Consider the following 21,262-nt stretch of genomic DNA (forward strand, 5'->3'; position numbering starts at 1 on the left):
TGGGACGGATGGGCATGAAACGAATACGGCAACGGGCGGCCACGGCCGCCGTCTTGCTGACGGCCGGCCTCGGCCTGACGGCCGCTCAGGCCCATGCCGGGCAGGCCGCGCCGCGCACCGCCGACTACCAGGCCATCGCGCACCCCGTCGCCGGCCACCTCGGCGAGACCGTCGACGTCGAACTCGGCGTGCGCAACGCCGGGCCCGGCCCGGCCGCGACCGGAGGCCGGGCGTACGAGGTCACGGCCCCGGAGGGCACCACGATCGTCTCGGCCGCGGCGCCGGACCCGGCCCGCGACGGCGGACAGCGGTGCGCCGAGAGCGCCGGGCACAGCGGCACGTACCTGTGCACCATCGGCGAGGAGTTCGCGGCGGGCGACCGCGAGACGCTGCGCTTCCGTGTCCGCATCGACGAGAAGGTCGAGGACGCCGAGGGCTGGGTGCGCGTCGTCGACCCCGACGGCGACCCGGACCCCGACCCGGACCCGGGCAACGACTCCGCGCCGATCCGGGTGGAGGTGACGGACGCCGCGCCCACCCCCCGCGGCCATCCGGCCGCCGCCCTGTCCGGCACCCTCCTCCTGGCCACCACCTCCGGCACCGCCCTCTCGGCCGGAGCCATAGCCCTGGGAATGCGCCGCCGCGAGGACTGAGGGCCCCGGGAACCGGTCAGGGCCTCGGGAGCCGGTCAGGGCCCCGGCGCCGCGCCCGGTATTGCATGCTGAGCGAATTTTGTCCGCTTAGCACTTAAAGTCGGCCCATGCCCACGCCCTATGGATCCCGCGGCGGCATGGCGTTCAGCGCGGACGAGCTGCGCGTGCTGCGTCGTGCCCTCGACATCGCAGTCCGGCCCCAGTCCGTTCCCGCCCGGCCCGGCCCCGCCCGGGAGGCGGAGGTGCGGGCCTGCCTGCGGCTCGCGCGGGACGTGGACGAGGCCGGGCGGGAGGGCGCCCGGTTGCGCGCCTTCCTGCTCACCGACCTCGTCCGCTACCGCGAGGCGCTGCCGGGCGCCGCGTCCGGCTATGTGCAGCGGCTGCGCGACGCGCTCGCGGAGGGCTACCGGCCGAGGGCCGAGGACCTCGCCGCACTGCGCTCGCTGTGCGCACCCGCGGCGGCCGACGGGGTCGAGGCGGACGACAGCGTCGAGGCGAGCCGGCGCCGCGCCCTGCTGGCGCGCTGCGAGCACCTGGCCGAGCAGGCGGTGCGGGCCAGGCTCGCCGCCCGGGCGGCCGACACCGTTCCCCCGGCGTGCCCGCCCCCGCCGGCACGCACGCACCTGATGGCCCTGCCGGGCGGCTGCACCGCCGGGCCGGACCCGAAGCCGGACGACAAACCGGCGCCGCCCCCGGCGGCCCCGCAGCCCAAGCCGAAGCCGTCGTCGCCGCGCCCGGACCGGCCGATCCCCACCCCCGGCGAGGTCTTCCCGCCCCGCCGCAAGCCCGCGCCGCCGTCGGCCGCCCGGGGTCTCGCCGCCGCCCGGCCCGCCTGACCCGGCCGCTCCGGGGCAGCGGCGGGCGCGTAATCTGGGCGGGTCGCTCGAATACGGCACAATCCCCGATCCAGAAGGAGCCGACGGCCATGGACTATGTCGCCGCGCTGGTCCCGCCTGTGGTGATGGCGGCGGCCTTCATCGCGCTGGTCGTGACGATCGTCAAGAGCCAGGGCGGTGCGAACAAGGCCAAGGAGGACGCCCTCGTGGACGCCGCACTGGCCCGCGCCGAAGCCGCCGAGCAGGCGGCGAAGCCCACCGGGGCCTGAGACGACGGCACCCCCGGGGCCCCGGCGAGTGCGCCGGCCCCGGACCCGGGCGTACGGGCCGAGCGCATTTACTCGGAGCGTGCGCCCTTTTTGCTGCGCCCACCGGCTCCCGGTCCGCCGCCGTTTCGCCGCCGGTTCCGTCATGGGTTCGCCGCCGGGATTTGCCCGCGCCGGGGCGCGCCGATAAACCGGCATTCAAGACATCTCCCACTATTATTCGCGTGTGGTTCGACGCCTGGGTGAACTGGAAGACGCCGTGATGACGCGCGTGTGGGAGTGGAACCGACCGGTCACCGTTCGGGAAGTCCTGGAAGACCTTCAGCAGGAACGGTCCATCGCGTACACCACGGTGATGACCGTAATGGACAACCTGTATCAGAAGGGCTGGCTGCGGCGGGAAGCCGAAGGCCGCGCCTATCGATATGAGGCGGTCTCCAACCGGGCCGCCTACTCGGCCGCACTGATGAACGAAGCTTGGTCCCTCAGCGACAACCCCGCGGCCGCCCTCGTCGCCTTCTTCGGCATGATGTCGGCCGAACAACGCGAGGCCCTCCGCGACGCCATCCGCGTCGCGCAACTCGACGGGCCCGACGACCCCCAGGGAGCGCCGGGGCGATAGCGTCCGGACATGTCCGCTCTCACTAAAGTCGTCACCGTCCGCAGGGCCCGCACCAGCGATGTGCCCGCGCTCCGCCGGCTCATCAACGCCTACGCGCGCGACCGCATCCTGCTCGACAAAGCCACCGTGACGCTTTACGAGGACATCCAGGAGTTCTGGGTCGCCGAGCGGGACGAGGACGGTACCGTCATCGGATGCGGCGCGCTGCACGTGATGTGGGAAGACCTCGCGGAGGTACGCACTCTCGCCGTTGACCCCGGCGTCAAGGGCGGTGGCATCGGCCACCTGGTACTGGACAAGCTGCTGCAGACCGCACGCTGGCTGGGGGTGCGGCGCATTTTCTGCCTCACCTTCGAAGTCGACTTCTTCACGAAGCACGGCTTCGTGGAGATCGGAGAGACCCCCGTCGACGGGGATGTCTACAGCGAGCTGCTGCGTTCCTATGACGAGGGCGTTGCCGAGTTCCTGGAGCTCGAACGAGTGAAGCCGAACACCCTTGGCAACAGCCGGATGCTTCTGCATCTGTGAGCGCGGTCCCTATGTCCGAATCGCGCCCCTATCGTGCAGGCCCGGAAGCCATCGTTCCCATGCTGAAGGCCGACTGAACCTTCCCGGGGGGTTTGTGTTTTTCCGGGAAAGGCGGTTTGCTATTCCTCCGTAATCCCTTTTCCGCTGATGAAAGGAATCCCCCGTGGCGCAGAAGGTTCAGGTCCTTCTTGTCGATGACCTCGACGGCGGCGAGGCCGACGAGACGGTGACGTTCGCCCTGGATGGCAAGTCCTACGAGATCGACCTCACCACGGCCAACGCGGACAAGCTGCGCGAGGCGCTCGCGGACTACGTGAAGTCGGCCCGTCGCACGGGTGGCCGCGCCACCGGCGGCCGCGGGAAGGCCCGCGCCGGTGCCGCCGTCGCCGGCAGCCCCGACACCGCGAAGATCCGCGCGTGGGCCAAGGAGAACGGCTACAACGTGAACGACCGCGGCCGCGTCCCCGCCGACATCCGTGAGGCGTACGAGAAGGCCAACGCCTGATCACCTGCGGGATCTCTCGCCCGATCCCCCGGCCGTTCCGGCCGACTCCCCGGCGGCTGATCCCTGCGCGCCCCGCCGGCGCGCAGCAGCCGGGCCCGGTGGCACTCGGTGGCCGCCGCGCCCACCAGCCGTACGAGATCGGGGGCGCCGCCGTCGCCCCCGAGGCCGGCCACCGGCAGCGTGGACTCCACGTCGCGCCCCGGCTCCGGCGGCCGCACCCACACGGCCTCTGCGGCCTCTGCGGCCTCCTGGGGGTCGTAGCGCCCCTGTGACGCCCGCGACGTTCCGCACCCCCGGCCGGGCCCGCCGTCGCCGCCCTGCGGCCAGAAGCCCCCGTCCAGGGGCTCCGGCGCCACGATCCGGCCGCCCGCGCCCCGCGCGGTCAGCTCCAGGGCCACGCCGCCCCACTCCAGCCAGCCCAGCAGCCCCGGCAGCTCGTCGGCGCTGCCCGCGGCGGTCAGGAACCACATCGTCCGGGTGCGGCCGTCCAGCGCGACCGGCCCGGTGGCGGCCACCCGGTCGAGCACGGCGAAGCCCGCCTCGGCCGGCATCCCCAGCGCGTCGAACCGCACCCCGGTGATCAGCTCCGGCGGCCGCCGGTAGGCGGTCGGCGCGGTCGGCCAGCCGAGGACGCACTCGTACCACTGGCGCCACCGGCGCCACGGGTGCGGGCCCCGGGGCTGGTCCCCGGGCGGGGTCGGATCGCCCGAGGGGCGGCACGGGCACGGGAGGGCTACCGTCATGAACGGTGCAACTGTGGAAGACCCAAGAGGTTACGCACCGTTGATAGTTGGGCACGCTCCGTATAAGACGTCAGGGGCGCACAGGGGCTCCTGGTGGCGCGAGGGTGTTCGCCCGTAGCGGAGGGAAAGTCCCCGCGCCGCATGGAGTGCCGGTGCCTACGGGTAGGACCTTCCCCGTGGGAAGAGGCGATATAGCGGGCCCAGTGGCGCGTCACCGGGGGTGGTGGCGGGACCGCGGGCGGGCGTGTCGGGGCACGCGGGCGTTCGCCGTGGGCGTAGTGGTGGTGGGCGTATATGCCTGGCCTGCGGGAACATCGTCTCCCACCATCGGGTTGGAGGAGATGTCGGCTGTTCGGCAGCAGGTTTCCCCGCCGACGCGGGGGTGATCCGGACGGATGTCGGCAGTTGGAATGAGCTGTCCCGTCCCACGGGACTAGCATGCGGAAGGACAGGGAGGGGACCGACCCCTAACTGCCTGACCGCTCTGAGGAGCGATTAACGATGTTCGAGAGGTTCACCGACCGCGCGCGGCGGGTTGTCGTCCTGGCTCAGGAAGAAGCCCGGATGCTCAACCACAACTACATCGGCACCGAGCACATCCTCCTGGGGCTGATCCACGAGGGTGAGGGTGTCGCCGCTAAGGCCCTGGAGAGCCTCGGGATTTCGCTTGAGGCTGTCCGCCAGCAGGTGGAGGAGATCATCGGGCAGGGCCAGCAGGCTCCGTCCGGCCACATCCCCTTCACCCCCCGTGCCAAGAAGGTGCTGGAGCTCTCGCTCCGCGAGGCCCTTCAGCTGGGCCACAACTACATCGGCACGGAGCACATCCTGCTCGGCCTGATCCGTGAGGGCGAGGGCGTCGCGGCCCAGGTCCTGGTCAAGCTGGGCGCCGACCTCAACCGGGTCCGGCAGCAGGTCATCCAGCTGCTCTCCGGCTACCAGGGCAAGGAAGCCGCCACGGCCGGTGGCCCCGCCGAGGGCACCCCCTCGACCTCGCTCGTGCTGGACCAGTTCGGCCGCAACCTCACGCAGGCCGCCCGCGAATCCAAGCTCGACCCGGTCATCGGGCGCGAGAAGGAGATCGAGCGGGTCATGCAGGTGCTGTCCCGCCGCACCAAGAACAACCCGGTCCTCATCGGCGAGCCCGGCGTCGGCAAGACCGCCGTCGTCGAGGGCCTGGCCCAGGCGATCGTCAAGGGCGAGGTGCCCGAGACCCTCAAGGACAAGCACCTCTACACCCTCGACCTCGGCGCCCTGGTCGCCGGCTCCCGCTACCGCGGTGACTTCGAAGAGCGCCTGAAGAAGGTCCTCAAGGAGATCCGCACCCGCGGCGACATCATCCTGTTCATCGACGAGCTCCACACCCTGGTCGGTGCGGGTGCCGCCGAAGGTGCCATCGACGCCGCTTCGATCCTGAAGCCGATGCTGGCCCGCGGTGAGCTGCAGACCATCGGTGCCACCACGCTCGACGAGTACCGCAAGCACCTGGAGAAGGACGCCGCCCTCGAGCGCCGCTTCCAGCCCATCCAGGTCGCCGAGCCGTCGCTGCCGCACACGATCGAGATCCTCAAGGGTCTGCGCGACCGTTACGAGGCCCACCACCGCGTCTCCATCACCGACGAGGCGCTGGTCCAGGCCGCCACGCTCGCCGACCGCTACATCTCCGACCGCTTCCTGCCGGACAAGGCGATCGACCTGATCGACGAGGCCGGCTCCCGGATGCGCATCCGCCGGATGACCGCGCCGCCGGACCTCCGCGAGTTCGACGAGAAGATCGCCGACGTGCGCCGGGAGAAGGAGTCCGCGATCGACTCGCAGGACTTCGAGAAGGCCGCCTCCCTCCGCGACAAGGAGAAGCAGCTCCTGGCCGCCAAGGCCAAGCGGGAGAAGGAGTGGAAGGCCGGCGACATGGACGTCGTCGCCGAGGTCGACGGCGACCTGATCGCCGAGGTCCTCGCCACCGCCACCGGCATCCCGGTCTTCAAGCTGACCGAGGAGGAGTCCTCCCGCCTGCTGCGCATGGAGGACGAGCTGCACAAGCGCGTCATCGGCCAGAAGGACGCCATCAAGGCGCTCTCCCAGGCCATCCGGCGCACCCGTGCGGGCCTCAAGGACCCGAAGCGTCCCGGCGGATCGTTCATCTTCGCCGGCCCGTCCGGTGTCGGTAAGACCGAGCTGTCCAAGACGCTCGCCGAATTCCTCTTCGGCGACGAGGACGCGCTGATCTCCCTCGACATGTCGGAGTTCAGCGAGAAGCACACCGTCTCGCGTCTGTTCGGCTCCCCGCCCGGATACGTCGGTTACGAAGAGGGCGGCCAGCTCACCGAGAAGGTGCGCCGCAAGCCGTTCTCCGTGGTCCTCTTCGACGAGGTCGAGAAGGCCCACCCGGATATCTTCAACTCGCTGCTGCAGATCCTGGAGGACGGTCGCCTGACCGATTCCCAGGGCCGCGTGGTCGATTTCAAGAACACCGTCATCATCATGACGACGAACCTTGGCACCCGGGACATCTCCAAGGGCTTCAACCTGGGCTTCGCCGCCCAGGGCGACGTCAAGACCGGGTACGAGCGGATGAAGGCGAAGGTCAACGAAGAGCTCAAGCAGCACTTCCGGCCCGAGTTCCTCAACCGTGTCGACGACACGGTGGTCTTCCACCAGCTCTCGCAGGAAGACATCATCCAGATCGTCGACCTGATGATCGCCAAGGTGGACGAGCGGCTGAAGGACCGCGACATGGGCATCGAGCTCAGCGCGGACGCCAAGCAGCTCCTGGCGAAGAAGGGCTACGACCCGATCCTGGGCGCCCGCCCGCTGCGCCGCACCATCCAGCGCGAGATCGAGGACATCCTGTCCGAGAAGATCCTCTTCGGCGAGCTCCGTCCGGGCCACATCGTGGTCGTCGGCACGGAGGGCGAAGGCGAGGAGAAGAAGTTCACCTTCCGCGGCGAGGAGAAGTCGGCCCTGCCGGACACCCCGCCGGTCGAGTCCGCCACCGGTGGTGCGGGCCCGAACCTCTCGAAGGACGCGTAAGGGCACGCAGCGCCCGTAGCGCCCGTACGTAGGCGGTAGGGACCGGCCCCGGTCCCCGTGGAGTTTCCACGGGGACCGGGGCCGGTGTCGTTTCGCTACAGGCCGGGCGGGTGCCTTCTGACGTGCAGGTCGTCGCCGAAGCGGTCGGCGCCGAGGAGGGTCAGCTTCACCCCGGGGTAGGGCTCGATGGCCAGCCGGCCGGCGGGGAGCGGGCCGGTGTGGCCGGTCAGGTCGAGTACGACGTCCCCCTCGGCCCCCTCCACGTCGAGGGTCAGCGCGCGCAGGCCGGGGAAGACCGTCAGGAGCCGGGCGTCCATCAGGGTGCCCGGGGGCAGCAGCAGCTTCAGTGCGATGACCCGCGGCAGCGGAGCCGTCTCCTTCAGGAGGTGGGTGCAGGGTGCGTGCAGCCCGAGAACCTGCACGCCCGAGCCGGCCAGCGCGGAGATGTCCCCCAGCAGGGGACACGACTCGATCGACAGCTCCTCCATCTCCGGATGGTCGGCGAGAAACTCCAGCGTCCTGAGCGATGCGTTGTTCTCCACGGCCATCTCCCGCACACAACGGCCCCGGAGCGCCCGGCGGAGGCTGCCCGAGCAGTGGTTGCCCCAGATGACCAGAGCGCCGACGGGGCCGAGATCCGCCAGCAGGGAGAGTTGTTCGTGATCCACCACGTCGAGCCCGATGTCGTCGAGGCGCATGGAGGAGAGAACCTCTTCCGCGAAGACCCGGGCATTCGCAGGCTGCCACTGATAGGCGATCCGGGCGCGGACCATGCTCGACTCGTGCTGCGCGTATCGCTTGAGCAGGGGAATCGCTGCGCTTCCCAGGGAGGCGAGCACCTGCACGACCCCGCTGGCCGATACGTGGCCCAGCCCGGTCGGCTCCGGCAGACAAGGCAGCACATCGGGTCCCAGTGAGGACAGCAAGTCAGCCTCCGCCTCGGAGAGCGGGGGCCCCAGTGCCTCGACCCCCTTCCACACCGCCTCGTGCTGGTCGTCGTCCAGATAGGCGGCGCTCATCGCGCACTCGGCCGCCAGCGTGCGCAGCGACCACGCCGACTCGCGCTCACTCGCCTCGCCGCCGGCCGCCAGCAGACCCGCGACGACCCGTCGCACCTCCGTGCGTCCGCAGTGCCCGATGACCAGCCGGATGACGTCCTGCCACTGCTCCTCCGCCGCGTGCCCCAGCAACTCGTCCAGGCTGTCGTTCTCCCGGAATTCGTTTGCCGCGAGAAAGTCCTGGAACGTCCGGTGAATGAATTGCAGGGAATCCGCGGCCCGCTCCTGGAGCAGCCCGCTGCGATTGAGGAGGTGCCTCAGCACCTCTCGCGCCGTTCCCTGTTCCCGGACGTGCCGCAGGCCGTTCATGCCCAGTTCCAGCTGACGCACGGCTTGTTCCCCGGAGAGTTCGGCGCGACCGTTCCGTACCAGCCAGACGGCAATGCGCTGCAATAACTGGCGGCCGTCGTCAATGGTCAGGCATATGCCTTCGGGGGCACCCACGCGCCGGTACGTGTCCCTGTTGCCCAGCAGCATCGACAGGGCGGCGTCGTAGAGCTGCCAGCGCGTGCGCGGCAGGAGGCCGCTGCGGCGGCGGTGGAGGGCGCAGATGACCGCGCACAGCAGAGGCGTACGGGCCAGGTCGCGCAGCCCGGTGTTGCGGAGGAACTCCTGCGAGAGGTCGCGTTCGAGGGCGGTGAGCCGGGCCCGTTCCTGGTCCGCGCGCCCCTCGTCGGGATACGCGCCGCACTCCAGGCGCGCCGCCGTGTGCCAGGCGGCGACGAAGGACTGGATGTCCCTGCTGCCCATGGGCAGGAGCTGCAGTTCCTCGAAGCCCTCCGACTGCAGCCATGCGTGCTCGACCGCGAGCGGGCGGACCGTGACCAGGCAGCGGGTCCGGGGATACATGCGCAGCAGGTCGGCGAGCCACCTGCGGGCCACTGCGCGGTCGGCCCGGGGCAGCTCGTCCAGTCCGTCGACGAGGAGCAGGGCGCGGCCCGACTCCAGGACGCGGCCGGCCCAGCCGCCGGGCGCGGCGTCCACCGGTAATTGCGCGATGGTCGGCAGCTGGGCCGGGGTGGGGTTCGCGATGCCCTGGGCGGCCAGACTGCGCATGGGGATCACGAAGGGGACCAGGCCGTCCAGCTCGCTCAGCTGCTTCGGCATGGTCCGGCAGGCGGCGTGGGAGGCCAGCCACCACACGAGCGTCGTCTTCCCGGCTCCGGCCTCGCCGCGCAGGACTGTCCGGGGGCGGGTGCCCAGGAGGTCCTCGATCCGCTGAGCCCGCGGGGCGGGGAGGGTGCCGCCGTCCCGCTGCTCGGCGGACGGTGCCGCCAGCGCCTCCAGGCTCAGGTACGCGGTGTCCAGGTCCCAGCTGTTCTCGTTCGTGCCGAGGTCGTCGAGGCCGAAGACCTCCATGCGGCTGTAGCGGGCCTTGACGGCCTTGGCGTACAGCGGCTCGTAGGCGAAATCCCGGGGGTCCGGCGAGCTGTGCGCTTCCACCGCGGGTGCGTCCGGCCAGTGCTGTCGCAGGGCGTGCACGAAGTCGGGCTCCCGCAGCACGCGGGAGACGGGTACGGCGTCGATGGCCGAGTGGTTCCAGCCCCTGGCGTCCTCGGTGACGATGCCGAGGAGTACGGGGCCGACGAGCAGCGGGCCGCCGGAGAGGCCCGCCCAGGGCGAGCCGTCGGGCCGGTGCGCGGGTGGGTGGTCGACCTGCAGGACGTACCGGCCCCGCATCCGGCCGGACAGCGGCGTCAGGGTGCCCGGGACCTGCACGGCCTCCAGGTCGTCCTCCTCCCCGTACCGCTGGACCTGCGGGAAGCCCAGGACGGTGCAGCCCCGCACCGCCTGCTGCCCGCTGAGGGCCGCCCAGCGGAACGGGGGCAGCCGGTCGGCGGGGACGATCGGCCACCGGGCCTTCAGCAGCGCGGCGTCGCACTGGAAGAGCACGCTCGACCACACCACGTCGCACATCCCGCCGTTTCCGGCGGGCGCGACGACCCACACCCGGTCGTTGCCGGACAGGATGTGCGCACTGGTCAGTACCAGCTCCGGGGTCAGCAGCACCCCGCTGCCCTGCTGCCTGCCCATCACCGCCACCAGGCGGTCCTCCACGGACCTCATTGCTCGGGCGGTGCCACGCCGAACCCCGACAGCCCCGCCGGCCGGTCGTTGCCGACCTTCCAGCCCTCGCCGGTGCGCCGGTCCCTGGGAGTCAGGGTGAAGGCCACCTTGTGCGTACGGGCGGAGCCGCGCGAGGCGTCCGCGCCCGCCTCGACGATCCATGCCTTCACCTTGCCGCCGGCCTTCGCGTCGCGGCGCAGCTCGACCGTGAACTCCAGCGCGATGTCGCCGACGTCGAAGGCCAGGTCCTCCCCGGCCCCGGCAGCGGCCGCGCGGGTCAGGCCCGAGCGGATCGCCCGTACCGCCTCCGCCAGCTCTATGTCCCCGAAGTCCTCGAAATCGTTGCTCACTGCGAGACCCCCCGCACGGTGCGTACGCATCTGCCGTCCGGAGCGTACCGCCGATCTTGGGTCTCCGACCCCGGAATGCAGGGTCCGGACCGGCCTCCGCGGTGACGTGGCGCACAGAGCAATTCGCCACTACTACGCCGGATAGCGGAAAAGTCGATCTCGGGAATTTCCCCGGAATTCCACGGGAGGGGCCGGGCGGCCGTTCCCGGAATTCTCTCCCCGGCTACTGCGTGCACTAGTAAATGGGCTGCTTGGCAAGAGCGGGAAGCGCTGGTTACCAAGGTATGGCGATCCCGGCCGGCGGTCGGGACCTGTTCCTTCCTGGAGGTTTATCCGTATGTCGAAGCGCACCGCTTTCCGTAACACGAGCAAGACCGTCCTTCGTGCCCGCGTCGCCGGCCTCGTGGCCGCCGGCATCGGTGCCTCGGTCGCACTCGGTTCCGGGGTCGCGCTCGCTGCCGACACCACGGCTGCTGTCGGCGGGTTCCCCGCGTTCGCTTCCGTCGCCGCTCTGGACGACGCGCTGAACGCTCAGGCCGCCACCCAGCTGAAGGTGGCGGAGAAGGTGAAGCAGGAGAAGCAGGCCGCTGCCGAGCAGGCCAAGCGGGATGCCGCCAAGCGTGCCGAGGACGCCCGCAAGCAGGCCGAGGCTTCGCGCAAGCGCGCCGACGCCTGGGTCGCCCCGGTCGAGGGCTACCAGGTCGGCCAGCCCTTCGGCATCTCCGGCAAGATGTGGGCCGCCAAGCACAGCGGCCAGGACCTGGTCGTCGGCACCGGTACGTCCGTGAAGGCCGTGCACGGCGGTACGGTCGTCAAGGCCGGCCCGAACGGCGGCGGTGACGGTCCGGCGTACGGCAACGCCATCGTGATCAAGCACAGCGACAACACGTATTCGCAGTACGCCCACCTGTCGCAGGTGAAGGTCTCGATCGGCCAGACCGTGACCACCGGCCAGCTGATCGGCCTGTCCGGCTCCACCGGTAACTCCTCCGGCCCGCACCTGCACTTCGAGATCCGCACCACCCCGAACTACGGCACCGCCGTCGAGCCCGTCGCCTTCCTGAAGGCCCACGGCGAGACCCTCTGACGCCGGTCGTCCGAGCCGCGAGCCACGAAGCCGGCGCACCGCCTGACGGCGGTGCGCCGGCTTCGTCGTGTCCTCAAAGAGCCGTGTCCTCGGGAAGCCGGGGGGCAGCAGGCGTGCCTACGGTGGTCGTGCGGCAAGCGCACCCCACCACCGGTACGGAGCGCATCATGATCAAGGGCATTGCGATCACCACCGTCTGGGTCCTCGACCAGGACCGGGCGAAGGACTTCTACACCGACAAGCTCGGCCTTGAGATCCGCACGGACATGACCGTGGGCGGCGACAAGGGCATGCGCTGGCTCACCGTCGGCGCCAAGGACCAGCCGGACGTCGAGCTGACGCTGATGGCTCCCGGGCCGCCGGGCCTGGACCCCGAGTCGGCGGAGGCCGTGAAGAAGCTGGTCGCCAAGGGCGTGCTGGGCGCCGGAGTACTCAGCAGCGACGACGTGCGCCGCGACTACGAGGCGCTCAAGGCCAAGGGCGTCGAGTTCCTCCAGGAGCCGCAGGAGCGCCCGTACGGCACCGAGGCCATCCTGCGCGACGACTCGGGCAACTGGTTCTCGCTGACCCAGCAGCGCGAACAGCTGGACCTCGGCAAGGACTGGGGCGAGTGCGTCGACCCGATGTGAGCCGACCCGATGTGAGCGGTACGGACGTGGCCGGCGGCTAGTCCGGCACCTGGATGATCGGGAAGCTGCCCGTGCGCGTCGGGGAGGACTCCGGGAGCCACAGCACCGCGATGGCGCCGGTGCCCTCCTCCACCTCCGGGTCGGCGTTGCGGAAGGTGAGGCGGGCGCCCAGGACGCGGGCCTGGCCCGCGGCGATGGTCAGGCCCAGGCCGTGGCCCTTGCCCGCGCGGTCCTTGCTGCCCGTGCGGAAGCGGCTCGGGCCCTCCTTGAGCAGTTCCTCCGGGAAGCCGGGGCCGTGGTCGCGCACGCGCAGCACGCGTCCCTCGACCGTGACCTCGATCTCGCCCCGGCCGTGCTTGGCGGCGTTGGCGAGGAGGTTGCCGAGGATGCGTTCGAGGCGGCGCGGGTCGGTGGAGACGTAGGCGCTGCGGACGATCCTGACCCGGGCCTTTGGGGCCACCGACCGCACCCGGCGCTGCACGAATTCGCCGAGCTCGATGTCCTGCAGCTCGGCGCGCTCGGCGAAGCTGTCCAGCCGGGCGACCTCCAGGACGTCCTCGACCAGGGTGCGCATGGCCTGGGCCCGGTCCCGTACGAGCTCGGTGGGGCGGCCCGGCGGCAGCAGCTCCGCCGCGGTCAGCAGGCCGGTGACGGGGGTGCGCAGCTCGTGGGCGATGTCGGCGGTGACGCGGCGTTCGGCCTCCAGCCGGTCGCGCAGCGCCTCGGCCATGCCGTCCACGGCGCGGGCCAGGTCGTCCGTCTCGTCGCGCACGCGGCCGCCGATGGCGTCGCGGACGCGCACGTCGGGGTCGCCGTCCGCGAGCTTGCGGGCGGCGGTGGCGGCCTTGCGCAGGCGGCGCGAGAGCTGGCCGCCGACGAGGATGCCGAGGGCGCAGCCGCCCAGGACGACCGAGACGGAGCCGATGATCAGGGCCCGGTCGAGGTCGTTGAGGATGTCGTAGCGGTCCTTGAAGCGCGTGTGGATGGAGAGGATCTTGCCGTTGCGCAGCGGTGTGGAGGCCCAGACCTCGGGGGCGCCGTTGCCGCTGTCCTGCAGGTAGGTGGCGCGCAGGCCCAGGTCGGCGGCGTCGCGGAGCGGCTTGGGCAGCGTGGGGTCGTCCACCTTGGCGCGGAGCATCAGCTTGCCGCCGGTGGACTCGTAGTAGCGCTGGGCGATCTGGACCCGGTCGTCCATCTGGTCGCGGCTGCTGTTGAGCATGGAGACGCGGGCCGCGTTGTGGACGACGAGGCTGAGAGCGACGGCGACGAGCGCGCCGACGGCCGCGATGGCCAGGCTGACCTTCCAGCGCAGACCAGTGCGGAGGGCGAGCTTCACCACGTTGCGACCATGCTTCTCACCGGCACGGGCGACTCAGCCCCGGAGCTTGTAGCCGAAGCCGCGGACCGTCTCGATGCGGTCCTGGCCGATCTTGCCGCGCAGTCGCTGCACGTGCACGTCGACGACGCGGGTGTCGCCGCCCCAGCCGTAGTCCCAGACCCGCTCCAGCAGGCGGTCGCGGGAGAGCACCGTGCCGGGCGCGGCGGAGAACTCCAGCAGCAGCCGCATCTCGGTGGGGGTGAGGGCGACGGGCGTGCCGGCCTTGCGGACCTCCATGCCCTCGGTGTCGACCTCCAGGTCGCCGAAGCGCAGCACGCCGCCCTCGATCGCCTCGGACTCCTCCGCGCCGCCGGCCGTGCCGCTGGCGTGTCCGAAGCGGCGCAGGACGGCCCGTATGCGGGCGACGAGCACGGCGCCGTCGAAGGGCTTGGTGACGTAGTCGTCGGCGCCGGCCTCCAGGCCGAGGACGACGTCGATGGAGTCGGCGCGGGCCGACAGCATGATCACCGGTACGGTCGACTCGTCGCGGATCCGGCGGCACAGGCTGACCCCGTCCAGGCCCGGAACCATGACGTCGAGCAGGGCGATGTCCGGACGCCGGGCCCGGAAGCTCTCCAGCCCCAGCAGCCCGTCGGGCACCGCGGTCACCGCGAAGCCGTCGCGCTCCAGCGCGAGCTGGGTGGCCTCCCGGATGACGTCGTCGTCCTCGACGAAGAGCACATGCGTATCCGCCACGCTGCCCTCAGCCCTCCGTTCCCTTGTTGCCGACCTTGCCGTAGTCGGTGTGCGTGCGGCCGGACTCCTGGAAGGCGCCGTCCGACCAGTGGTAGGTCAGGACATCTTCCCCCGACGCACAGCAGACGGCATCGCCCGGTGCGTAGACCTGCTTGGTGATCACCAGGTCGCGCCGGTCGATGTCGGCATAGACGGGGGACTGCTCGGCCGCGAACACATTCTCGTACGCGTCACCCCTGGGACGGTACACATACGAGCCGATGCCGATGGAGTCGCCGCACGTCAGGACGTTCACCACGATGTCGGAGCGGGCCGCCCCGGTGAGCTGCCCGTAGATGACGTCGACCGGGTAGTGGTCCTTCACGCAGGGCTTGAGGTTCTTCTTGATCTGGTCGCTGACCCTGGGGTCGGCCTTGATCAGCTTGACGGCGTCGACCTTGCCCTGCGCCGAGGTGGCCGTCGCCGAGGGCTCCCGGGTGGCGGCCTTCGCCGCCGCCTGGGTCTCCGCGGGCCCCTCCTTGCGGACGCCCTCGCTGCTGGCACCGCATCCGGCGAGCAGAAGACCGGCGGTCGCGGCCAGTGCGGAGACCGCGCCACCGGTGATCAGCGCCGGCTTGATCCCGGCAGCCTTGATCAGGCCGCGCACCGTTCCCGCCCCCGCTCGACGCGCTCAAGGGCGTGGAAGTCCAGGTCCCGGCTCTCCAGCTCCTGCCGGAGTCGCGCCAGGGCCCGGTGCAGCGTGCTCTTGACCGTGCCGGTCGACATGCCGAGCGCCTCCGCCGTCTCCTCCGTGCTCATCTGCTCCCAGTGTCGCAGGACGACGACGCTGCGCTGCTTGGGTGCGAGGACGCCGAGGATGTCCATGAGCAGGGCGCGGTCGGCGTGCTGCTCGGTGCCGTCCTCGACGCTGGCGTCGGGGAGCTGCTCGGTGGGCACCTCGTCGAGCTTGCGGGCGCGCCACCACTCGGTCCGCGTGTTGATCATGACGCGGCGGAGGTAGGCGTCGGCCAGCGACTTGTCCGCTATGCCCTCCCAGCGGCCGTAGGTGCGGACGAGGGCGGTCTGGAGGAGGTCCTGCGCGTCGATGGGGTCCGGGACGAGGCGCCGGGCGCTGCGCAGGAGGGCGTCCTGACGGTTGCGCACGTACTCTTCGAAGTCCAGAACCTTGCCGCTGCTGGCCATACTCGCAGCCTCCATTCCCGCTTTGCGTTCCCCGCGACGCTGGCAGTCGTCCAGCACGGGTAGGACGCTACGGAGGAGCTGTTGCGACGCGATGTGCACCAGCCCTTCGGCTGGTGCACAGCTGTCCATAGGTTGTGTAACAGCCCGAAGGAAAGATCGGGGAAAGAGCGGCTCTGTCCGTTTCGTTGCGGACCTGACAACGTTGTGCGGCGGCCGTTCGTGACGTTCTCCGTGACGGTTCTGTGAGCAGGCTGTGTGAGCGGGCTGTGTGGCGCCGCCGCCCCGTCAGGTGAGCGGCAGCCGGTAGAGGCCGTCGGCCAGCGGCTCGACCAGGCCGTCGGCCACCAGCCCGTCCAGCGCCCGCGCCCGCTGCACCGGCTCGTGCCACACCGCGTCCAGCGCCGCCTGCGGCACGGGGGCGACCGCCTCGCGCAGCACCGCCAGCAGCTTCCCGCGCACCTGCCGGTCCGTTCCCGCGTAGGTCTGGCCCCGGCGCGGCGGGCCGTCGTGCTCCGGCGACCCGGCCGCCAGCCAGGCGCACTCGCCGGCGATCGGGCAACGGGCGCACCCCGGCGTGCGGGCCGTGCAGACCAGCGCCCCCAGCTCCATCGTGGCCGCGGCCCAGCGCGCGGCGACCGCCTCGTCCTCGGGCAGCAACGCCCGGGCGAGCCTGCGCTCGGCGGCGGTCGTGGCGTTCGGCGGGTACTGGGTGCCGCTGACCGCACGCGCGAACACGCGACGGACGTTGGTGTCGAGCACCGCGTGACGCCGGCCGTACGCGAACGACGCCACCGCCGCCGCCGTGTACTCGCCGACCCCCGGCAGCGCCAGCAGCTTGGCGTGGTCGTCCGGGACCTCGCCGCCGTGCCGCTCGGTGATCGCCGTCGCGGCGGCATGCAGTCGCAGGGCGCGGCGCGGGTAGCCCAGGCGCCCCCACGCGCGGACCGCCTCGCCCGGCGGCTCGGCCGCCAGGTCGGCCGGGCGCGGCCAGCGGGCCAGCCACTGCTCGTACATCGGCAGCACCCGGCTCACCGGGGTCTGCTGCAGCATGAACTCGCTGACCATCACCCCCCAGGGCCCGGCCTCCGGGCGTCGCCAGGGCAGGTCCCGCGCGTGCACCCCGAACCAGTCGATCACCGGGGCGTGCAGGAGAGTGGACGTCTGGGGCGTGGTGTCAGGCATCGCAGTCATGGCACCACCGATCCTGGCACGCCCGCGCGGAGCGGGGAAACGCACCGGCCCCGCGTCGGCCCGCCTACGCTGATCGCATGACCCCGACGGAGACGCTCCCGCCGCAGATCCGGGCGGCCCTCGACGCGCACACCACCCTGACGCTGGCCTACGCGGACGAGGACGGCCCGCAGGCGTGCGCGGTGCTCTACGCGGTTGCCGACCGCCAGCCGGACGCCGAACAGCAGTCGGTCGCCGAACAGCAGAGGGGCGCCGACCGGCAGCCGGACGCCGATACGACGACCCTCGTCTTCGTCACCTCCCCCCACACCCGGCACGGCCGCGCCCTCCTCTCCGGCGACGCGCGCGTCGCCTTCACCGCGCAGCGCGACGGCCAGGAATGGACCGCCCTGACGGGAGTTCAGGGCCGCGGCACCTGCCACCTGCTGGTCGGCGCCGAACGCGCCGCGGCATGGCGGGCGTACAGCGCCCGCTTCCCCTACGTGGAAGAGAGCGACCGGCTCCGGCAGGCCATGGAGCGCGCCGAATTGTGGGAGTTGCGCCCGACATGGCTGCGTCTCGTCGACAACGGCCGCGGCTTCGGGCACAAGACCGAGTGGCCGCGCCCGCTTTCGGCCTGAAACCGACGTACCGTCACCGCACACGCGTCGCACGACCGCGCACACGGACGCCGGTGCAGACGACCCCTGCCGGTGCGCCAACAGTCCTGGTTGCGGGCAGATGATGAGAAAAGTAGGCACTCCTACGGCGGGTACTGGCTGGTGCCCCGCCCGTTCTCTCGTAGAGTCTTCGCGTGGGATCTCTGCGCAATCCGATCGGGCCGCTTCCCTCCTCCATCTACTGGCGGCGGAGGGCAGTTGCGCTTGGCCTGCTCGGCCTCCTCGTACTGCTGGCGGTGTGGCTGCTCACCATGGGGGGCGGTGACGGCTCCGAGGGCTCCCAGAGCGAGGGGTCCAACGGTCCGGCGGACACCACCATTACGCCCGGCCCGACGCCCTCGGGCCCGCACAGCGGTGAACGCCCGGGCGGGCGCGACGATGCGCGCAACGGCGGCACGTCCGGCGCCGGTACGGGCAGCGGCTCGGCCGGCGGCGCCGGTACGGGCGGCGGAGCCGGCGGCGCGGGTGCTGCCGCCGGCGGCTTCGGCGGCGGTGCCGGGCTGGCGGTCAGCGGGGACGGCAAGCCGGTCGCCGCCGGATCGACGCTGCCCGACTGCACGTCAGGAGCGGTGAAGGTGTCGGTGCGCAGCGTCAAGGCGTCCTACGGGCCCGGCGAGAAGCCGAAGTTCGAGCTCGTCGTGCAGAACTCCGGTGGCAGCGCCTGCAAGGTGAACTTCGGCGCCACCGCCGCCCTGCTGAAGATCACCGACAGCAAGGGCGAGGAGCACGTGTGGGCCTCCGACGACTGCCCGCGGGGCACGGGCGCGGTCCACTTCGAGGTGCCGGGCTCGGGCGAGACCAAGCGCACGCTGGAGTGGGACCGCAAGCGCAGCGCCCCGCGCTGCGCGACCCCCGCCGGCAGCCCCGCCGCCGCGCCCGGCACGTACCGGGTCGAGGTGAAGGTCGCGGGCGTCACCGAGCGCACGGAGTTCGTGCTGGAGAAGAGCTGACGCCGCCCGAGGCGGGACAGCCGCACGAGGCAGGACATGGGTGAGGGCCCCGCGAGCGCGGGGCCCTCACCCATGTCCGGAGGTGTCCGGGCTCAGACGTACCGTTCGAGGATCGAGGACTCCGCCAGGCGCGAGAGGCCCTCACGGACCGAGCGGGCGCGGGCCTCGCCGACGCCGTCGACCGTCTGCAGGTCGTCGACGCTGGCGGCGAGGAGCTTCTGCAGACCGCCGAAGTGGTCCACGAGCCGCTCGATGATGGCGCCGGGCAGCCGCGGCACCTTCGCCAGCAGGCGGTAGCCGCGGGGCGAGACCGCCGAGTCCAGCGTCTCCGGGGAGCCGCTGTAGCCCAGGGCCCGTGCCACGATGGGGAGTTCCAGCAGCTCGGCGTGGGTGAGGGAGTCCAGCTCGGAGAGGGCCTCGGCGACCGTGCGGGTGCGCTTGGCGGTCGGCTCGGGGACGTAGTCCCGCACGACCAGCTCGCGCTCCGGCTCCACACCGGCGATCAACTCGTCCAGCTGCAGCGACAGCAGACGCCCGTCGGTGCCCAGCTCGACCACGTACTCCGCGATCTCGGTGGCGATGCGGCGCACCATCTCCAGCCGCTGCGAGACGGCCGTGACGTCGCGGACGGTGACCAGGTCCTCGATCTCCAGGGCGGAGAGGGTGCCCGCGACCTCGTCCAGACGGAGCTTGTAGCGCTCCAGGGTCGCCAGCGCCTGGTTGGCGCGGGAGAGGATCGCGCCCGACTCCTCCAGGACGCGGCGCTCCCCGCCCACGTACAGCGCGATCAGCCGCATCGACTGGCTGACGGAGACGACGGGGAAGCCGGACTGGATCGACGCGCGCTGCGCCGTGCGGTGCCGGGTGCCGGTCTCCTCGGTGGGGATCGACGCGTCCGGGTAGAGCTGGACGCCCGCCCGCACGATCTTGGAGATGTCCTTGTCGATGATCAGGGCGCCGTCCAGCTTGCACAGCTCGCGCAGGCGGGTCGCGGTGAACTCGACGTCGAGGACGAATCCGCCGGTGCACATCTGCTCGACGGTCTTGTCCATGCCGAGGACGATGAGCCCGCCCGTGTTGCCGCGCAGGACGCGCTCCAGGCCGTCGCGCAGGGCCGTGCCGGGCGCGACGGCGCTCAGCGAGGCGCGCATCAGCCCGTCGACCCCGGAGCCACCGGAGCCGCTTCCGGCCTTGCCGGGGCCCGATGCCCGGTCGTTGGCTGCCACTGCACTCCTCCGGTCGCAAGGTCAACGGTGCCGCGGGCCGCCCTTGCTGTTGCGTACGCCGTCGTGCACGCCGTGTGCGTCGCGTACGACGCTGTGTACGTACGGGCGGGACCAGGGCAAAGTCTACTGGCGCCCAGCCTATTAGGGGGCTGTCCTCAGCTCTCCTCAGGTCGGGCTCCGGCCAACGCCTGCCGCCCGCTGCCGGCCCGCTTCTCGCGCTGAGGGCGTCCGGGGAGCACGCGGAGCGCCTCGCCGATGTCCGCGACCTCCAGGACGCGCATGCCGCTGGGCACCTTGCCGGGGTCGGCCGGCACCAGGGCGTGGGTGAAGCCCAGGCGGGCGGCCTCGGCCAGCCGCCGCTGCACGCCCGTGACCCGTCTGACCTCGCCGGCCAGGCCCACCTCGCCGATGGCCACCAGGTTCTTCGGCAGCGGGGTGTCGCTGGCGGCGCTGGCCAGGGCGAGCGCGACGGCCAGGTCGGCGGCCGGCTCGGAGAGCTTCACGCCGCCCACCGTGGCGCTGTAGATGTCCCGCTTGCCGAGCGCGCTGATGCGGCCGCGCTGCTCCAGGACGGCGAGCATCATCGACACGCGCGAGGTCTCCAGGCCGGAGGTGGTGCGCCGGGGCGAGGGGATCTGGGAGTCGACCGTCAGCGCCTGCACCTCGGCCACCAGCGGCCGGCGGCCCTCCAGCGTGACGGTGAGGCAGGTACCGGGCACGGGCTCGGCACGCCGGGTGAGGAAGAGGCCGCTGGGGTCGGCCAGGCCGGTGATGCCCTCGTCGTGCAGCTCGAAGCAGCCGACCTCGTCGGTGGCCCCGTAGCGGTTCTTCACGCCGCGCACCAGGCGCAGGCGCGCGTGCCGGTCGCCCTCGAAGTGCAGCACGACGTCGACGAGGTGCTCCAGCAGGCGGGGACCGGCGATGGCGCCGTCCTTGGTGACGTGGCCGACGAGCAGCGTGGACATCCCGCGCTCCTTGGAGGCCCGGATCAGGGCCCCGGCGACCTCGCGGACCTGGGCCATGCCGCCGGGCGCGCCGTCGATCTCGGGGGAGGCCACGGTCTGGACGGAGTCCAGGATCAGCAGGGACGGCTTCACCGAGTCCAGGTGCCCGAGGACGGCCGACAGGTCGGTCTCGGCGGCCAGGTAGAGGTGCTCGGAGAGCGCGCCGATCCGGTCCGCGCGCAGCCGGACCTGGCTCGCCGACTCCTCGCCCGTCACGTAGAGCGTGCGGTGCTCGTCGGAGGCGGCCTTGGCGGCCACGTCCAGCAGCAGGGTCGACTTGCCGACGCCCGGCTCGCCGGCCAGCAGCACCACCGCGCCGGGCACCAGCCCGCCGCCCAGGACGCGGTCCAGCTCGTCCACGCCCGTGCTGCGCGCGGTGGCCTGGCGGCCGTCCACCTGCCCGATCGGCAGCGCGGCGGAGGTCACCCTGCCGGGGGCGGTCGTCCGCACGGCGGGCGCGCCGCCGAACTCCTCGACCGTGCCCCACGCCTGGCACTCGGGGCAGCGGCCGAGCCACTTGGCGGTGGTCCAGCCGCACTCGGTGCAGCGGTAGGAGGGCCGGTCCTTGGCGGACGAGCGGGAAGTACGGGCAGCCATGCGGACCA

21 protein-coding genes are annotated in these 21,262 nt (G+C 71.8%); 11 read left to right on the forward strand and 10 right to left on the reverse strand.

Annotated elements, in window-relative coordinates:
- Window positions 1-14: 14 nt before the first annotated feature.
- The 6 genes from IE182_RS27005 to IE182_RS27030 all read left to right on the forward strand — a co-directional run bounded on the left by IE182_RS27005 (window position 15) and on the right by IE182_RS27030 (window position 3,410).
- The gene (locus tag IE182_RS27005; protein ID WP_190112563.1) at window positions 15-653 is read left to right on the forward strand and encodes a DUF11 domain-containing protein; all 639 of its coding nucleotides are present in this window, start codon (window positions 15-17) and stop codon (window positions 651-653) included.
- 107 nt (window positions 654-760) lie between these two features.
- A complete protein-coding gene (locus IE182_RS27010) occupies window positions 761-1,489 on the forward strand; it encodes a hypothetical protein (protein WP_190112564.1) in 729 nt (242 codons plus the stop codon).
- 89 nt (window positions 1,490-1,578) lie between these two features.
- A complete protein-coding gene (locus IE182_RS27015) occupies window positions 1,579-1,758 on the forward strand; it encodes a hypothetical protein (RefSeq protein WP_190112565.1) in 180 nt (59 codons plus the stop codon).
- Between the two features lie 223 nt (window positions 1,759-1,981).
- Window positions 1,982-2,377 (forward strand): BlaI/MecI/CopY family transcriptional regulator, encoded by a 396-nt coding sequence (locus tag IE182_RS27020; protein ID WP_190112566.1) that lies wholly within the window; start codon window positions 1,982-1,984, stop codon window positions 2,375-2,377.
- Window positions 2,378-2,386: 9 nt separating this feature from the next.
- Window positions 2,387-2,905, forward strand: a complete 519-nt coding sequence (locus tag IE182_RS27025; protein WP_190112567.1) for an amino-acid N-acetyltransferase — start codon at window positions 2,387-2,389, stop codon at window positions 2,903-2,905.
- A 163-nt stretch (window positions 2,906-3,068) separates the two neighbouring features.
- Complete coding sequence (locus IE182_RS27030) at window positions 3,069-3,410, forward strand: histone-like nucleoid-structuring protein Lsr2 (protein ID WP_190112568.1); 342 nt, start codon at window positions 3,069-3,071, stop codon at window positions 3,408-3,410.
- On the opposite strand, the gene IE182_RS27035 is transcribed toward IE182_RS27030, so the two are convergent.
- The gene (locus tag IE182_RS27035) at window positions 3,341-4,153 is read right to left on the reverse strand and encodes an SCO3374 family protein (protein WP_229845142.1); all 813 of its coding nucleotides are present in this window, start codon (window positions 4,151-4,153) and stop codon (window positions 3,341-3,343) included. The genes IE182_RS27030 and IE182_RS27035 overlap by 70 nt on opposite strands.
- Window positions 4,154-4,654: 501 nt before the next feature.
- On the opposite strand from IE182_RS27035, the gene IE182_RS27040 reads away from it, so the two are divergent.
- Entirely contained in the window at window positions 4,655-7,180 is a 2,526-nt protein-coding gene (locus tag IE182_RS27040; RefSeq protein ID WP_190112569.1) for an ATP-dependent Clp protease ATP-binding subunit, read from the forward strand.
- A gap of 95 nt (window positions 7,181-7,275) precedes the next feature.
- On the opposite strand, the gene IE182_RS27045 is transcribed toward IE182_RS27040, so the two are convergent.
- Together IE182_RS27045 and IE182_RS27050 are read right to left on the reverse strand one after the other, a co-directional pair.
- Window positions 7,276-10,305 (reverse strand): serine protease, encoded by a 3,030-nt coding sequence (locus tag IE182_RS27045; protein WP_190112570.1) that lies wholly within the window; start codon window positions 10,303-10,305, stop codon window positions 7,276-7,278.
- Complete coding sequence (locus tag IE182_RS27050; RefSeq protein ID WP_308432171.1) at window positions 10,302-10,655, reverse strand: trypco2 family protein; 354 nt, start codon at window positions 10,653-10,655, stop codon at window positions 10,302-10,304. The genes IE182_RS27045 and IE182_RS27050 overlap by 4 nt, the downstream gene beginning before the upstream one ends.
- A gap of 337 nt (window positions 10,656-10,992) precedes the next feature.
- Here IE182_RS27050 and IE182_RS27055 point away from each other — a divergent pair, with 337 nt between their 5' ends.
- A complete protein-coding gene (locus IE182_RS27055) occupies window positions 10,993-11,742 on the forward strand; it encodes a M23 family metallopeptidase (protein WP_190112572.1) in 750 nt (249 codons plus the stop codon).
- Between the two features lie 167 nt (window positions 11,743-11,909).
- Window positions 11,910-12,371 carry a VOC family protein gene (locus tag IE182_RS27060; protein ID WP_190112573.1) on the forward strand — a complete coding sequence of 154 codons (462 nt, stop codon included), beginning with the start codon at window positions 11,910-11,912 and terminating at the stop codon, window positions 12,369-12,371.
- Window positions 12,372-12,408: 37 nt separating this feature from the next.
- Here IE182_RS27060 and cseC read toward each other — a convergent pair whose 3' ends face one another.
- From cseC to IE182_RS27085, 5 genes are all read right to left on the reverse strand, one after another.
- Complete coding sequence (gene cseC / locus IE182_RS27065) at window positions 12,409-13,710, reverse strand: two-component system sensor histidine kinase CseC (RefSeq protein WP_190112574.1); 1,302 nt, start codon at window positions 13,708-13,710, stop codon at window positions 12,409-12,411.
- A 33-nt stretch (window positions 13,711-13,743) separates the two neighbouring features.
- Window positions 13,744-14,445: a two-component system response regulator CseB gene (gene cseB, locus IE182_RS27070; protein ID WP_190112575.1), complete on the reverse strand. Its 702-nt coding sequence runs from the start codon at window positions 14,443-14,445 to the stop codon at window positions 13,744-13,746.
- 7 nt (window positions 14,446-14,452) lie between these two features.
- Window positions 14,453-15,091 (reverse strand): LppP/LprE family lipoprotein, encoded by a 639-nt coding sequence (locus IE182_RS27075; RefSeq protein ID WP_229845143.1) that lies wholly within the window; start codon window positions 15,089-15,091, stop codon window positions 14,453-14,455.
- Window positions 15,079-15,627, reverse strand: coding sequence for a SigE family RNA polymerase sigma factor (locus IE182_RS27080; RefSeq protein ID WP_190112576.1), 549 nt, complete (start codon window positions 15,625-15,627; stop codon window positions 15,079-15,081). The genes IE182_RS27075 and IE182_RS27080 overlap by 13 nt, the downstream gene beginning before the upstream one ends.
- Window positions 15,628-15,912: 285 nt before the next feature.
- On the reverse strand, window positions 15,913-16,818 hold the full coding sequence (locus tag IE182_RS27085) for an HhH-GPD family protein (RefSeq protein WP_229845144.1): 906 nt from the start codon (window positions 16,816-16,818) through the stop codon (window positions 15,913-15,915).
- A gap of 77 nt (window positions 16,819-16,895) precedes the next feature.
- On the opposite strand from IE182_RS27085, the gene IE182_RS27090 reads away from it, so the two are divergent.
- Window positions 16,896-17,438 (forward strand): pyridoxamine 5'-phosphate oxidase family protein, encoded by a 543-nt coding sequence (locus IE182_RS27090; protein ID WP_190112577.1) that lies wholly within the window; start codon window positions 16,896-16,898, stop codon window positions 17,436-17,438.
- 173 nt (window positions 17,439-17,611) lie between these two features.
- Window positions 17,612-18,427 (forward strand): hypothetical protein, encoded by an 816-nt coding sequence (locus tag IE182_RS27095; RefSeq protein WP_190112578.1) that lies wholly within the window; start codon window positions 17,612-17,614, stop codon window positions 18,425-18,427.
- Window positions 18,428-18,519: 92 nt separating this feature from the next.
- Here the strand turns inward: IE182_RS27095 and disA are convergent, their stop codons facing one another.
- Both disA and radA read right to left on the reverse strand, forming a co-directional pair.
- Entirely contained in the window at window positions 18,520-19,653 is a 1,134-nt protein-coding gene (disA, locus tag IE182_RS27100) for a DNA integrity scanning diadenylate cyclase DisA (protein ID WP_190112579.1), read from the reverse strand.
- 155 nt (window positions 19,654-19,808) lie between these two features.
- Complete coding sequence (gene radA / locus IE182_RS27105; protein WP_190112580.1) at window positions 19,809-21,254, reverse strand: DNA repair protein RadA; 1,446 nt, start codon at window positions 21,252-21,254, stop codon at window positions 19,809-19,811.
- Window positions 21,255-21,262: the final 8 nt, after the last annotated feature.

It is taken from the genome of Streptomyces cinnamoneus, assembly GCF_014650495.1.
GTDB lineage: Bacteria > Actinomycetota > Actinomycetes > Streptomycetales > Streptomycetaceae > Streptomyces > Streptomyces cinnamoneus.